Annotated in this window: 10 protein-coding genes; 6 read left to right on the top strand and 4 right to left on the bottom strand. The window is 67.4% G+C overall.

Annotation, left to right across the window (positions count from 1 at the left end; translation table 11 throughout):
- Nucleotides 1-14: 14 nt before the first annotated feature.
- Entirely contained in the window at nt 15-1073 is a 1059-nt protein-coding gene (locus tag OG963_RS39425; RefSeq protein ID WP_319325491.1) for a zinc-dependent alcohol dehydrogenase family protein, read from the bottom strand.
- A gap of 401 nt (nt 1074-1474) precedes the next feature.
- Entirely contained in the window at nt 1475-1936 is a 462-nt protein-coding gene (locus tag OG963_RS39420; protein WP_319325492.1) for a hypothetical protein, read from the bottom strand.
- 132 nt (nt 1937-2068) lie between these two features.
- On the opposite strand from OG963_RS39420, the gene OG963_RS39415 reads away from it, so the two are divergent.
- The 5 genes from OG963_RS39415 (at nt 2069) to OG963_RS39395 (ending at nt 10664) form a co-directional block, all read left to right on the top strand.
- Nucleotides 2069-2959: a LysR family transcriptional regulator gene (locus OG963_RS39415; RefSeq protein WP_319739373.1), complete on the top strand. Its 891-nt coding sequence runs from the start codon at nt 2069-2071 to the stop codon at nt 2957-2959.
- A gap of 716 nt (nt 2960-3675) precedes the next feature.
- Nucleotides 3676-4629: a hypothetical protein gene (locus OG963_RS39410; RefSeq protein ID WP_371799967.1), complete on the top strand. Its 954-nt coding sequence runs from the start codon at nt 3676-3678 to the stop codon at nt 4627-4629.
- 195 nt (nt 4630-4824) lie between these two features.
- Nucleotides 4825-5793 carry a sugar phosphate isomerase/epimerase gene (locus OG963_RS39405; protein ID WP_319739375.1) on the top strand — a complete coding sequence of 323 codons (969 nt, stop codon included), beginning with the start codon at nt 4825-4827 and terminating at the stop codon, nt 5791-5793.
- 98 nt (nt 5794-5891) lie between these two features.
- Nucleotides 5892-9191 carry a PQQ-dependent sugar dehydrogenase gene (locus OG963_RS39400; protein WP_319325496.1) on the top strand — a complete coding sequence of 1100 codons (3300 nt, stop codon included), beginning with the start codon at nt 5892-5894 and terminating at the stop codon, nt 9189-9191.
- A gap of 300 nt (nt 9192-9491) precedes the next feature.
- The gene (locus OG963_RS39395) at nt 9492-10664 is read left to right on the top strand and encodes an ROK family transcriptional regulator (protein ID WP_030920397.1); all 1173 of its coding nucleotides are present in this window, start codon (nt 9492-9494) and stop codon (nt 10662-10664) included.
- 155 nt (nt 10665-10819) lie between these two features.
- Here the strand turns inward: OG963_RS39395 and OG963_RS39390 are convergent, their stop codons facing one another.
- Entirely contained in the window at nt 10820-11977 is a 1158-nt protein-coding gene (locus tag OG963_RS39390; protein WP_371799966.1) for an exo-alpha-sialidase, read from the bottom strand.
- A gap of 327 nt (nt 11978-12304) precedes the next feature.
- Here OG963_RS39390 and OG963_RS39385 point away from each other — a divergent pair, with 327 nt between their 5' ends.
- Complete coding sequence (locus OG963_RS39385; RefSeq protein ID WP_371799965.1) at nt 12305-14230, top strand: lamin tail domain-containing protein; 1926 nt, start codon at nt 12305-12307, stop codon at nt 14228-14230.
- A gap of 396 nt (nt 14231-14626) precedes the next feature.
- On the opposite strand, the gene OG963_RS39380 is transcribed toward OG963_RS39385, so the two are convergent.
- Nucleotides 14627-15061 (bottom strand): hypothetical protein, encoded by a 435-nt coding sequence (locus tag OG963_RS39380; RefSeq protein ID WP_319739378.1) that lies wholly within the window; start codon nt 15059-15061, stop codon nt 14627-14629.
- Between the last annotated feature and the right edge of the window lie 471 nt (nt 15062-15532).

The following is a 15532-nucleotide window of genomic DNA, read 5'->3' as shown; positions in this document are numbered from 1 at the left end:
TGAGCAGACGGGTCCTACCTGTCGTCGTTGTCCCGGCTGTCTTCGAACACGAAGAGTGGCTTGGGGCCACGCGCGGGTGTTTCGGCGAGCGCGATGGCTTCAGCGAAGCGTTCGAGCGGGAACGGCTGGCCCTGGGGGATGCTCAGCACTCCATCAGCGACGAGACTGCGAACCTCGGACAGCGCGCGCAGCGCATCCTCAGGCGAGGCCGTGCCGAACCATCGGTTCAGCCAGAAGCCACGGACTGCTTTGGTCTCGTAGATGAGCGAGCGTGCCTGCAGCGGGATCGTCAGCGCTGCAGGGTCGGTCTGCCGATGGGTGGAGAGCGCGCCGTAGACCACGACCTCTCCTCCCGGAGCCAATGCCTGGGACACCTGGGCACCTACGGGTCCCGCGACACAGTCGATGGCCTTGCGCACGCCGGCCGGTCCTGCGATCTCGGCCACACGCCGCAACAGGTCCTCGTCCTCCGTGCAGATGACCTCGTCACCACCGAACGCTTTGATCTCCTCAACGGCAGCGCGCCGCCGCACGACATTGATCGTGCGAATACCGAGATGCCTGGCCAGCTGAATGACGAGCCGGCCGACGGTGGAGCCCGCGGCCGTCTGCAACAACCATTGCCCCGGCTGGACGTCGAGTTCGCGAGTCACCAGTAGAAGCGCGGTCAACGGATTGACCGCGAGCTGACAGGCGCTGAAATCGCTCAGATGGTCGGGGACCGGCAGAAGCCTTCGTGTATCGGCAACAAGGTATTCCTGCCAAGTGCCGGCCACATGGGGCCCGGGTACTGCCGGTACGGCAGCGACCACCACACGCTCGCCGACCTTCGGTCCCTCGGTATCCGGGCCCAGGGCCTCGATACGGCCCACGCATTCCATGTGACCCCCGACAGCGGGAAACTCGGGCGAGAAACCGTAGCGGCCACGCAGCACGTGCAGATCACTGGCGTGAATCGGAGTCGCCTTCACACGGATCAACGCCTGACCGGCTGCCGGCGTGGGAACAGGCCGGGATTCCAGCCGCAGGACATCGGTAGGCTCGCCGACCTTTCCGGCTACGAGCGCGCGCATGGATTGTGGCATGAGTGACCTTTCGTCTCTCAGCGCCCGCCGAACTCGGCGGGCGTTCTGGACAGAAAACGATGCTGGTGCCGAAATCCTCATCGGCGCCCAGGCCCCGGATCCTTCCCTGTCAATGGAAGGGGCCGGTGCGCAGAATGTCGTCGACGTCGGCTCGCACGGTAGTGATCGCAGGCATCCCGGTGGAAGGCGGGAATCCCTTCAGACCCATGGAATGTCCCGGCGCGAGGCAGGGAAGTGGGAAAGTTGAAAATCGCCGACGCCATCAGGGTGACCCGGTCCGCGGACTCGTTCTCCTCGAATCCAGAATATGCTCACCAGCAGGTTTCCACGATTTCCTGATCATGAGAGACGTTCCCTCCGGGTCTCAGCGGAAATGAATTGGACGTGGTTCATCCGCAGTCGGAATCCGACAGTTGGTTACCCTTCGACGGGTCGGCACAGTACTTCGCATAATCTGTCCCTGCGAAGTGCTCGCCCAGCTTCCGGGAGAAGTACTGGAGCATCGGCAGCGGACGGTGGTTCATCACAAGATGTTGTGTCTTCCCCTCTTCGTTCTTATAGACGACAGCGATGTTGGCTATCGGCCTGCCGTCCACCGTCGCTGCGTAGTCCTCGACGAAGCCGTTCTCTCCGTACTTACCGATGTAGATGAAGTCCTGGAATTCGTACAGAGTGCGCGCGTAGGAGAGTACCGCCAAAACGTCCTTGGCTCCGTGGATGGTCCCGTTGAAAACCCCGGCCTCCAACGTCACATCGTCGGCAAGATTGTCCAGCCAAGGGGGGTAGTAGTCCGTGCGCTGCCGCGCCGGGTCGCCGCTGCCCAGATATGTCGGTGGCGTCTTGCAGGTCATCTTTCAGCCTCCTGTATCGGTTGAACTTCCAACAGAATCGCTGGACGCGACAGGCGCTGTCCAACGAAAGTCAGAGACTGCCGCCATCTCGCTGAGAGATACCCTGGGGGCTCACCGAGGGATACTCGGAGCGTGGAACTGCGCCAACTCGAATACTTCGTCGCGGTCGCCGAGGAAGCGAACTTCACCCGTGCCGCCGCGCGGCTGCACGTCGTCCAGTCCGCGGTCTCCACCACAATCAAGAACCTCGAGCGAGAACTCCGCACGCCGCTGCTGGAACGCACCCCCAAACGCGTGCTTCTCACCGATGCCGGTGCTGCTCTGCTGCCGCGTGCCCATGCCGCTCTCGACGCTGCCCGGGAGGCCGCAGACGCGGTGGGCGAGGTCCGCGGCGGACTGCGCGGCACACTACGGCTGGGCGCGATAACCACGGTCGGGCTCATCGACCTTCCCGTGTTCCTCGGTGAATTCCACCGGCGTCATCCCGGCGTGTTCCTGCAGACCAGCGCCGCCCCCACCGGCTCCCAAGGGCTGGTCGAAGCCCTCCTCGAACGGCGTCTCGACCTCGCCTTCGTTTCGGGGCCCGGACCACGCCCGACGGGCATCACGATGACCGCCCTCGCCACCTCGGTGCTCGACCTCGTCGTGCCGGCCGCCCATCCGCTCGCGAAACGCCGCAGCGTGTCGATCACCGAACTGGCCGACCTGGACTTCGTCGACTTCCCCTCGGGGTACAGCAACCGGACCGTTGCCGACCGGGCCTTCGCCGCTGCCTCCGTCCCCCATCGCGTCGCCATCGAGATCACCGACCTGACCACCGGCGTGGCCTACGTCCGAAACGGCCTGGGCCTGGCGCTGCTGCCACGGGTCGCCCTCGGCAAGGGACAGGACGTCACCGCGCTGACCGTCGACGACGCCGACCTGGAATTGCAGTTCTCCCTGGCCGCTCCGTCCGAGCGCACGCCCGGTACTGCGGCACGCGCCATGATCGCAATGGCGCGCGAGTTCCTCTGGCAAGGATGAGCATCACTCGGAGGGCGCTGTCGCGTCGTCGGTTGGGTCGACGTCTGACATCAGGGGATCTCGCAGCCGACCGTCGGTGATTGTCTCAGCGCCTCGTGCCTGGCGAGGATCGAAGTCGACCAGGAGGACTCGCAGGCCGAGGCCGGGCAGGTCTCACCCGGCGCATCTCACCGACTTCACTGCCTTCGGCCTCGCGGCGGCAGTGTCCGAGCGGCGCAGTCCGACTTCCGCCCCGAAGCAACTCCCTTTCCGCTGCGGTGCGTTGTCCCCGGCCAGTCGCCGGGATCGCGGCCCGCCTCGATCGCGACTGCGAACGCAGGGGCAGTGACGCGCCGTTGTGCACTCCCAGGGGCGTCCTGGGCCGCTCGGTCGTCTTTTCCACCGGCACGTCACCGCTTTTGATGAATCATTAGAAAGTTACAGAGATTCGTACCGAACCTCTGGACACCCCCTGGGCGGCGCTCTAGTGTCTCGGCCCATCGAGACATGTGTTTCGTCGCAGTAACACCGCAGCCGATCGGCGTTCACTTGAACGCCCCGCAGCTCACGAGTCTCTCCACGTCTCTCCCCCCACTGCCGGGCCACCGCCCGTCACGAGGCGCTGTGCGATCGCCGTCACAGCGGTCGTCGCTCACGCACCGTGCAGCACCCCCGTCGATACACGGGAACCGGCCGGGTCGCCGACTCTGCCGAGACCGCAGCGGAAGGGAAGCGACATGAAGATCCGTACGTTCATCGCAACGGCGTCACTGGTGGCATCCGGGAGCCTGATGGCTGTCTCCGGCTCGGCCCAGGCCGCCCTTTACACCACTTGTGTCGGTGACGGCGGGGCCGTGACCGTCAGCAACGACCTGGTCGTACCGGCCGGGAAGTCCTGCACCCTCACCGGCACGAAGGTCAAGGGCACGGTGACGGTCGAGGCCGGAGCCGACCTCGTAGCGGCCGGCGCCACCTTCAACGGCGCGGTCACCGTCAAGGAGAACGCCTATCTCGACCTCACCGACACCACCGTCAAGGGCGCGCTGACCACCGACTCCGCTTTCGGCACCCACCTGGAGAAGAGCAGCCTCAAGGCGGTCGACGCCACGAAGGGGTTCGTCTACGCGGTCGATTCGACGCTGGCGGGGAACGTCAGAACCGAGGCCGGCGAGCTGTACGTCTCCGGCAGCACCCTCAGCGGCTCGCTGACGGGTGAGGGCAACCAGTACAGCGACGTGTACGACACCACTGTCAAGGGCGCGCTCACCGTCGACGGAAACACCCTCGGCGGCGTGTTCTGCGCCAGCGAGGTGTATGGCGCCGCCACGTACTCGGGCAACGCCGACAACCTCCAGATCGGCGGCGAGGGACTGCTCGGATCCTGCGCGGGCGCCTCGTACTTCGGCGGTGACCTGGAGATCACCGACAACAGCGCGAACGCCGTGCTCGACAACGCGATCGTGCGCGGCGGCCTCACGGCGACCGGCAACAACCCCGTCCTGGTCGTGGGCGAGTTGGCGCGTATCCGTGGCGCCGTGACCGGAGAGACTGCCGCCGCGGGCGCGTCGTTCTCCCGCTCGGCAAGGGAGGCGGCACCGCAGGACCGTGGCGCCGCCCTCGCCGCGAAGGCCGACGAGCGCGCCACCGCGGCGCGGGCCGATGCCGACGCGGCGGGCGACTCCGGCCTCTGACCCGGGCCGGCGCACCCGGCGCTGCCGACCGGAACCCGCCGCGACACCGGCACCTGACGGCTGCTGTACCTGCGCGCCGCTCGGCGTGTCGCCGGCACCGGCCGTCCTGCGCCCCCGCGGCGCCCACCGCCGGGCAGCAGCCCGGCCGCGCGCCCCGGTCCACACCTTCTTCTCCTCATTTCCCCAGGAGTGACCGTGAGTCATATCCGCAAGTCCTTCGACCGCAGGAACTTTCTGCGGGCCACCGCCGGCACCACCGTGGCCCTCGCCGCCGCCTCCGTCACCGGGGCCGCGGCGACCTCTGCCAACGCTGCGTCGAGCACCCTGTCCATCCCCAAGGACCGCATCGGCATCCAGCTCTACAGCATCCGCGACAAGGTCAGTTCGCTCGGCTTCGCCGTCGTCCTCGCCGAGCTGGCCCGGATCGGCTACCAGGAGATCGAGTTCGCCGGATACACCCAGTCCACCTCCATCCTGGGCCGGCAGATCACCCTCCCGGAGATCCGCACGCTGCTCGACGACCACGGGCTGCGCGCGGTCGGCAGTCACGTCGGCATCGGCAATCTGCGCACCAACCTCCAGGGTGAGCTGGACGCCGCGCAGATCCTCGGCATGCCGCACGTGGGCACTGCCAACGCACCCTCGAACGTCAACACCGTCGCGGCCTACCGCGCCGCCGCCGACGAGTTCAATGCCTGGGGCGCCGCAGCGACCGCGCGCGGGCTCAAGCTCTACCAGCACAACCACTCGGGCGAGTTCGCGTTCGCCACCGACCAGCCGTCGGTCCGGCTGTACGACGTGTTCCTCAAGAACACCGACCCGCGCCACGTCTATCTGGAACTCGACATCTACTGGGCGTACGTGGGCCAGTACCGCTGGCCCGGATTCGACCCGGCCGCGTACGTGCGCAATCAGCCCTACCGCTACCCGCTGTTCCACATGAAGGACGGCGACGCCAACGCGGCGAACGCCAACGGCTACGACATCGTCGAGTTCGGTGCCGGAGACCTTCCGTACGAGAAGTTCATCCGCGACATCGGGCCGCGGGCCTCGCATGTCGGCATCTGGGAACAGGACACCGCGCCCAACACCCTTCCCAGTCAACCGGGTTCGCTCGGCGCGGCGGAGCGCAGCTTCACGGCGCTGAAGGGACTGCTCGACTGACAGAAGTCCGTCCCGCCGAAGAACACGAGGCGCCACCGCGAACGACGGCGCCTCGTGGGTCCGCTCCTTACCGCCAGCGATCAAGGAGACACATCACCGTGCACCGCACCCTGAGACGCCTGATCACGGGGGTCCTGCTCGTGGCACTGCCCGCGCTGGGCGGTGTGGCCATCGCGCCCGCCGCCCAGGCGCACCCGGACCACGAGAATGCCCTCGACTGGTCGAACTACGAGAAGGTCACCCTGACGAAGGACACCGGCGAGCCGATCGACCTCGCCGTGCTGCCCGACAGCCGCGTCCTGCACACCGCCCGCAACGGCGACCTGCGGATGACCGACCCCGGCACCGGTGTCACGAAGGTCGTCAACCACATCGACGTGTACCAGAACTCCGAGATGGGTTTGCAGACGGTCACGCTCGACCCGGACTTCGCCACCAACAAATGGGTCTACCTCTACTACTCGCCACCGCTGAGCACCCCGGCCGGCTCGGCACCGGAGAAGCTGCCCGCCGGGCAGACGGACGCGTACTGGAAGCAGTGGGAGGGGTACGACTCCCTGACCCGCTTCAAGTGGACCGGCGACAAGCTCGACCTCTCCACCGCGCAGGAGATCATCCGGGTCGACACCAATCGCGGTCAGTGCTGCCATGTCGCGGGTGACGTCGACTTCGACAGTCACGGCAACCTCTACCTCTCGACCGGTGGCAACACCCCTGCGTCGGGCCCGAACGTCAACGGCTACACGCCGATCAACGACGCGGCCGGCTACAACCCCGGCCTCGACGAGCGCCGCGGCTCGGGCAACACCAACGACCTGCGGGGCAAGATCCTGCGGATCGACGTCCAGGAGGACGGCAGTTACACGATCCCGGAGGGAAACCTCTTCGAGCCGGGCACGGCCAAGACACGTCCCGAGATCTTCGTGATGGGCCTGCGGAACCCCTACCGGCTGGCGGTGAACCGCGAGACCGACGCCGTGATGTGGGGCGACTACGGCCCCGACGCGGGAAACGCCGACCCGAACCGCGGGCCGATGGGATACGTCGAGTGGCAGACCACGACCAAGGCCATGAACAGCGGCTGGCCGTTCTGCACAGGTGACAACACCAAGCCCTACCGGGACTTCGACTTCGCCACCCTGACGCCCGGCCCCGCCTTCGACTGCGCGTCACCGGTCAACGACTCCCGCTGGAACACCGGCCTGACCCAGCTGCCCGCGGCCACGCCGGCCACGCTCTGGTACGGCGACCGGGACACCGACCAGCCGTGGCCCGAGCTGACCGCCTTCCGCGGTCCCGGCGGCCCGGGCGGCCAGGCGCCGATGGCCGGTCCGGTCTACCACTACGACGCGGACAGCACCTCGCCGGGCAAGTTCCCGGAGTACTGGGACGACAAGGCGTTCTTCGGGGAGTTCTCGCAGGACTACGTGGCCGCATTCACGCTCGACGGGCCGAACGGGCCCGTCAGCAAGCTGGAGAACGTCCTCCCCAACAGCGAGCGGTCGCAGAACGGCATCCCGCCGTGGGACAACCCGATGGACCTGGAGTTCGGCCCGGACGGCTCGCTCTACGTCCTCGACTACGGCGACGGCTTCTTCCGTCAGAACCCCGACGCCGGTCTCTACCGGATCGACTACGCCGAGGGCAACAAGGCTCCGACCGCGGTGATCAAGGCCGACAAGACGTCGGGCCAGGCACCGCTCGCGGTCTCGTTCAGCGCCACCGGCTCCAGTGACCCGGAGAACGGCGAACTCACCTACCAGTGGGACCTCGACGGCGACGGCACGTTCGACGCCACCGGCCCCACGGCCACCCGTACGTATCCGGACAACGGCCAGTTCCAGGCCCGGCTCAAGGTCACCGACCCGCAGGGCAAGTCCGGACTGTCGAGCCGTCAGATCACCGTGGGCAACACCGCGCCGACGATCCAGATCTCCTCACCGCCCGACGGCGGGTTCTTCAACTGGGGCGACGCGGTGCCCTACGCGATAGCCGTCGAGGACCCTGAGGACGGCACCACGCCGGACTGCGCCAAGGCGGCCTGGACCTTCGGTCTCGGGCACAACCAGCACGGACACCCGGTCAACAGCGGCACCGGCTGCACGGGCGGCATCGCGACGCCGGCCGACGCTGGGCACGGCGACACCGAGAACGTCTTCGGCGTCCTGGGGATCACCTACACCGACAAGGGTGCGGGCGGCGTGCCGCCGGCGACCGGTGACGCCCAGGTGGTGCTCAATCCGGCGCTGATGCAGGGCGAGCACTACGACTCCGCGGAGGGCGTCACGATCACGGACGACACCACGGCGTCCGGGCAGCGCAAGCTGACCTCTTTCGACGCGGGTGACTGGATCGCCTACGACCCGGTGTCGTTCGCCGGGATCAACGGGGTCAAGACCCGTGCCAGTGGCGCCGGCACTCTGGCGCTGCGCTGGGGCTCGGCGGACGCCGAGCCGTTCGCCACCGTTCCGGTCCCGGCCGGAGAGGGCTGGCAGACCGTCACCACCGACCTGTCGAAGGCCCCTTCGGGATCCGGCAAGCTCTTCGTCACCAGCTCCGGCGGTGTCGAGCTGGACTCACTGACCTTCCAGGGCGCGGGCGTCGCGGACAAGACCGCTCCCAAGGTCACCGCCACACTCAACCCGCCCCGGCCCAACGGTGACGACGGCTGGTACACCAGCAACGTGTCGCTCGCGGTCTCGGCGACCGACAACGGGACGGTCGCCAGCCGTCAGTACTCGGTCGACGACGGGACGACCTGGCAGTCGGCCAACGCTGCGGTCACGCTGTCCAAGGAGGGTGCCACCACCGTCCGTTACCGGGCGACCGACAACGGAGGCAACGTCTCCGAGGTGGGTTCGCTCACCGTACGAGTCGACCGCACCGGTCCCACGGTGACGGCCACCGGTCTCGACGCCGACGGCGTCTACGGGGACTCCAAGCGTCCGACCCCGGTCCTCTCCGCGACGGACACGGTCTCCGGCGGGGCCACCGCGACGGCCACGCTGGACGGCAAGACCCTCACCTCCGGCCGGCCGCTGGAACTGTGGCGACTGCCGCTGGGGAGCCATGACCTCACGATCACGGCCCGGGACAGGGCAGGCAACACCACCACGAAGACGGTGTCCTTCACCACCCGTACCTCCTACGCGGACATCCGCTCACTGATCACCCAGCTGCGGGCCGACGGCCTGATCACGGCGCAGGGACAGCAGCGACTGACCGTACGGCTCGACCAGGCCCAGGCGCATGCCGACGCGGGCCGCGCCAGCCAGGCCGCGGCCGTGCTGGAGTCGTTCGCCGGCTACGCGGCCGACGCCACCCTGGTGCCGGACAGCGCGGCGGGCGCGGCCCTGGCACGGGACGCGCGGGCGCTGAAGGGAGGCACCACCGGCTGACGCCGGGACCGACAGAGCTGCCCCGCTCTCCGGCGGGGCAGTTCTGTGCCCGGACCCGACTCCGTCTCGGATCCTGATGCCGGGGCGTGGCATCCCCACCAGGTCATGTTCCGTCAACAGGGCGGCAACTTTCTTCATTCTGTGAAAAAGTTGCCCGAAGCCGACCGCGCCCCTGCGATCCTGCCACCCCGCGGGCACGGGTCCTGCCGGGCGGTACGATACCCGGCCCCATGCCGCCCGCGTTTTCGCCTCGTGACACCTCCCGACAGCCGTCCGAAGGCGCCCAGAGGAAGTGAGTCCGTGAACATCCAGTACCGCGTGTTGAGTCTGCTGCGTGAAAACGGCCCGCTGTCCCGCGCTCAACTCGCGGACCGACTGGAGGTTCCGCGCCCGCGGCTGCTCGGCGAACTCGACCGCATGGTCGCCGCCGGGCGGGTCAGTGAGGCGGGCCCCGCCGCGTCGCGCGGTGGGCGCCGCTCCACCCTCGTCCAGCTCGATCCCGGTCTGCGGTTCGCCGCCGTCGATCTGGGCGCCAGCTCGGTCGACATCGAGATCACCGACGGCGCGCTCGCACCGGTGGCCTCCTGCTCCGAGCCCGCCGACATCCGCTCCGGGCCCGTCGCCGTGCTCGGCCGCATCAGCGAACTCCTGCGCGCAATGGCCGACCAGGGACACTACACGCGGCTCGACGCCATCGGCATCGGCCTGCCGGGGCCGGTCAGCTTCCGGGAGGGCATACCCGTCTCACCGCCGATCATGGTGGGCTGGAACCGCTTCCCCGTACGCGACACCCTCGCCCGCGCACACGACTGTCCCGTCGTCGTGGACAACGACGTCAACGTCATGTCCCTCGGGGAACGGCACAGCGGGGTCGCCAAAACCGTCGACCATCTGCTCTTCGTCAAGATCGGAAGCGGAATCGGCTCCGGCATGCAGCACCACGGCCGCATCTACCGGGGCGCGGAGGGCTGCGCCGGAGACATCGGACACGTCCAGGTGGAGGCCGAAACCGACGGACCCGTCTGCTCCTGCGGGAACACCGGCTGTCTGGAGGCGTACTTCGGCGGAGCGGCCCTGGCCAGGGATGCCACCCAGGCCGCACGGTCCGGCCGGTCGCCCGCCCTCGCCGCACGACTCGCCGAACGAGGAACACTGACCGCCCTGGACGTCGCAGAATGCGCCTCCGGCGGCGACAGCACGAGCGTCAACCTCGTCCGGGCCGGCGGGCACCGGGTCGGACAGGTTCTCGCCACCCTGGTCAACTTCATGAACCCGTCGATGATCGTGATCGGCGGCGGTTTGACCGGGCTCGGCTATCCGCTGCTCGCCGAGATCCGCAGCGTCGTCTACAAGCGCTCACTTCCCCTCGCCACGGGCAATCTGCCGATCGTCATGTCCGAACTAGGCCCCCGCGCAGGGGTCGTGGGCGCGGCCTTCCTCGCGAGCGAACTCGCGTACAGCGAGGAGTCCTGAAAGGAACAGCCAGTCCTGGCGTTGAGAACGAACCGCCCACCGGACAACTGCCTGCCCCGGCGCTCGGCCGCGCAGCTCGGCAGTGGTGACGGCCGGGACCAAGGCGAGCCTGCGGAACAGCATTCCCAGGGGAGGCGTCGCCCGGACCTCCGGCCTTATCGCAGGCTCCGCGCACCCTTCCCTCCCAGCGACCTCACAGGAATGCGATGGAATGCGATCTCTTCGTACGGGCCGTCGTCCCCGGTCTCATACAGAGTCCCGACCGTCCTGTCATCAAGCTGCACCAGGTCCGAGTACCCGGCCTTCCGTGACGACAAGGTCAGCACCTTCCGGAATGAGCGCCCACCATCCGCACTGCACCAGAGGGCCATGGCGACTCGCCGGGACGGCACCGAGGGCCCGGAGAACAGCAACTCACCCTGAGGTTCGCTCAGTTGCAGCACACTCCCTTGGACCATCGGGACGTCGTTGAGGGTTGGCTGCACCGCGTAGGGCCGATCGAGCGACGCACCATCGTCACCGGAATAGGCGTCCAGACGATTGCCCGGGATCGTCCCGCGCTGATCCCTGGCACTGAAGTACAACCGGCCGTCGGGCAATTGCGCGGCAGCGGATTCATTCGCGTTCACCGCACCCTCGTACGCATCATCCACAAAACCAAGGTGCCAGGACCGGCCCGAATCGTCGCTGTAGATCGCATGCGCCCCGTAGTACTTGGGCTCCTGCCCGGAGTCCCCGGACCCGGCAGAGGGGGCGGCAGAATGGTTCGCAGGCACCACCAGACGGCCTGCATGCTCGCCGCGGGTCAGCGCGACCGCATGGCCCGGCCCCGTCGCGTACCACCGCCAGTTCGCGCGCTTCACCGCTGATGTGATCTCACGGAGCTCCGAGAACGACCGCCCCTCGTCCTGGCTCGTCTGCACGAACACCCGACGGCTCTCCTCGTCCGTCGCGTCGCCTCTGAGGATCTGGGCCTCGGTCACCTCACCACTGTTGTAGGAGGTGACCAGCACGATGTCGCCGGTGCGGGGATCGACCACCGGTGCCGGATTGCCCCGGGTGTCCCCCCGCCCTGCGGCGACAACTTGCAGCGGCCCCCAGGTGCAACCCCCATCACGAGACCGCCTGACCACGACGTCGATGTCACCGCTGTCTGCCCGCCCGCCGACACGACCTTCGGCGAACGCAAGCAGCGCACCCGCGCGCGTCCGCACGACAGCGGGTATCCGGTATGAGGCATAGCCACCGGAACCCGACCTGAAGGGAGTCGACATCGTGCAGCCTCGTTCCGAACCCCGGACCTTGTCGCCCATCTCGTCCGCTCCGGATCGCACTACGGCTGCACCGACTATCGCAATCACGGCCAAACCGAGAGCGGACATCCTGTGACGAAGAGAAAGACAAGCCATGAACTCCACCCCTCAGCACATCCAATGCCGTCACCTACGCCACACCGATCTCGAGCGACAGGATTCAATCCGAACTCTCATCGCAAGCGGATGATGCAGGGCCGGCGTTCCGGTGACCAGCAGGTGGCATTCAGCTGGAGTACACGCCGTTTCAAGATCGTGCCGACATAGTTCCATCTCGTGCCTACCTCACACTCGCGTGCCGGCGTCGCCTCTGTATGCGCCGCGGCTTTGACGCTTTCAGGACTGCTCATCACAGGCGTGCTGGCCGCTCAGCCTGCGGCCGCCGCGGACCCGGCCGGCTACCAGAACGTTCGGATCAACGAAGTCACCTCGTCGAACGACGACACGGTGGAGCTGTACAACATGGGCTCGACCGCTGTGAGCATCAGCGGCTGGAAGATGTCCGACGACAGCTTCTCGCCGCAGTCGTTCAGCCCGTCCTCCAGCACGATTCCGGCCGGCGGCTTCGTCACCTACAACTCACCCAAGGGGCTGGGTGATTCGGACAAGCTGGTGATCTACACATCCAGCGGCACGGTGGTCGACCGCGTCGACTGGGCCACCGACAAGGCGAAGCCCGCGATGGCGCGTTGCGGCGGCGACGGCACGGGTGCGTGGGTGACCGCGACCTCGGCGACCACGTTCGGCGCCTCCAACGCCTCGCGCTGCCCGTCGATCCCGGCGGCGAGCCGGGTGCGGATCAACGAGGTCACCTCGAACGGCTCCGACACCGTGGAGTTGTACAACGGCGGCACGAGCGCGGTCAGCGTCGGGTCGTGGAAGTACGTCGACAGCGACTCCTCCCACTCCGCGGCCTCGATCTCGTCCTCCTCACCGAGCGCGACCAGCATCCCCGCGGGCGGCTACGTCACCTTCAACTCCACCATCGGACTGGGCGACAACGACTCGGTCTTCCTCGTCGACAGCAGCGGCAACACCATCGACTCGGTGACCTGGGCCACCGACGGTGCCAAACCGTCGGACGAACGTTGCGCCAATGGCACCGGCAGGTTCCAGACCGCCACGACCGCGACGCTCGGCAGAGTGAACTCCTGTTCCGGCAGCGGCGGTGGCGGTGGCGGTGGCGGTCAGGACGGCCAGTTGCTGGGGGGCGGTGGCTCGCTCACCAGCGGCTGCACCCCGGAGGCCCCCAGCGGCACGGGTTCCACCCCCGCGGGCACCCTGGCGTGGCCGGGCGGGCTTGACGTCACGATCGCGGACAACGTCTGCGCGTTCACCACGTCCACCGGCCCTGAGGGCCGGGACGTGAGTGGCCTGACGTTCGACCCGTCGAACCCGTCGGCACTGTGGGCCGTCAAGAACAAGAACTGGCTGTACAAGCTGGTCAAGAGCAACGACAAGTGGATCCCGGACTCGTCGTGGAGCGCGACCGGCAAGCAGATCCGGTTCGCCGGCGGCTCCGGCGAACCGGATGCCGAGGGTCTGACGTTCGGCAGTGACGGCCACATCTACGTGACCTCCGAGCGCGACAACGCCAAGAACACGGCGCCCAAGGACACGATCATGGAGTTCGACCCGGCGGCGACCGGTTCGACGCTGACACCGGTTCACCAGTGGGACATGACCTCGCAGTTCCCGGAGCTCAACACGGGTGACAAGGACGACGCCAACCTGGGCTTCGAGGGCGTCAGCTACGTGCCGGACAGCTGGCTGACCGCGAACGGCTGGGTCGACCCGCTCACCGGCGCCGCCTACAACCCGGCGAACTACCCGCTGCACGGGTCGGGCCTGTTCTTCGCCGGTCTGGAGTGGGACGGCACGTTGCACGTCTACGGCCTGAACTCGAACGGCACGTTCACCACGTTCGGCACGATCGCGACCGGCAAGGCCGCCGTGATGGACGTGACGTTCGACGCCGGAACCCAGCGCCTCATCGCGACCTGCGACAACACCTGCGGCGAGACGCACACCTTCATGAAGGTCAACGCCGGCGGCGCGCTCGTGCCGGACGTGACCTACAAGAACCCGGCCGTCATGCCGACCGACAACTTGGAGGGCTTCGCGATCGCGCCGACCTCGGCCTGCGTCAACGGCTCCCGCGAAGCGGTGTGGAGCGAGGACGGCATCTACGGCTTCGGCCCCGGAAGCTCCTCCTACGGACACGCCCTCTACAGCGGCGCCTTCCCCTGCTGATCTCGCCGACCACGGCAGACAGCTCACGCACGGGGCCGCCTCCAAGGTAAGGCGCCCAAGCAGTACACAGAGATGAAGCTCCTGGCAGACGGGGTGACGACCAGGCCCACCCGCCGACCGCCAGGAGCTTCTTCGTGCCTGTCCTCCGGACCGCCTTCAGCCGACAGGCACCGGAAGCGGCTCATAGCCCATCGACAACGGCCTCATCCTCAGCGTCCGGCCGCGCTTCGACCGCTCGGGGTCGGAACTGTTCGAGTTCACCGGTTCTCGGGTGCTGCCGAATACCATGCTCTGGCTCAACTTCCGTGGTTGCGTCGCCATGAGTGTTGGCCGGACAGAAGGCAAGGTCGTTTCGCAGACGCGTGCTTCTCGAACGCCGAGCGAGAGTGGCGAGTTCTAGTCTGCAAGGTCCCTCGCCTCGTAGCCGGTGAGGCCGATGGCGAGCAGGGGCGGTACCAGCTTGTTCAAGTACCACGCGGTGTCAGTCAGCTCTGACGCTCCGGAGAGGCCCCGCCGGTCGATCGTCGGGATGAAGGAGCAGTGCGAACGGCCGGCATGAAAAAGGAGCTGGCCACCGGTTTTCGCAGCAGAGCTATAGATGCACACCCCGACGTGGTGGTGAATGTTGTCCGGTGAATCCACCAGGGCCAGGATCCGAGTCACCTGGTCAGTGGGAGCGGACTGCCAGTTGTACAGGCCGTCGCTGTTGACCATGTACGAGACGCCAAGCGGTTCCTCCAACGACCACCGCTCGCCGGCCAAGGCCCCCACCACGGCCGCTACGGTGACGGCATGTTCGAACACGAGATCTATGTCTGCGGTCCTGGACACTCGTCACTCCTGGGGTGAGGTCGATCGATGTCCGCAGCGTTTCACGTGCGTCCTGATGCGGTTGACGTGTCCTCCGACGACGTCCGAGTTCCGGGGCAGGATCATGCCGGCGGTGACGGCGTCGCGGTCGCCGTCGATGCCGGCGGCGAGGGTGCGGTGACCGCGTCAGTCAACAGGCACCTGGTGCGGGAAGAGGCGTGAACTCGCCGGTAGCTGCCACTGTGGCCGAGTGGCACGATCTCCTCCCCCATGGTCTCCGGGCGTTGGCGCGGCCCTGGTCCAGGGTTCATCCGGACAGGGCTTGAACTCGTCGGGAACGATATGCACCCGAAACTCGCACTCGACGCCGCCTAACCTGACAATGCATCACGAGAGTCAGCATTGAGTCGGTATCAGTACCGCACGAACCGTCCTTCGCCGCCATGAACCACCGAGATCAAAAATTCGCACCACATGCTCTGACCTGCAACA

Source organism: Streptomyces sp. NBC_01707, from assembly GCF_041438805.1.
Taxonomy (GTDB): domain Bacteria; phylum Actinomycetota; class Actinomycetes; order Streptomycetales; family Streptomycetaceae; genus Streptomyces.
The sequence above is the reverse complement of the archived record's forward strand: the minus strand, read 5'-3'. Positions and strand labels throughout refer to the sequence as shown.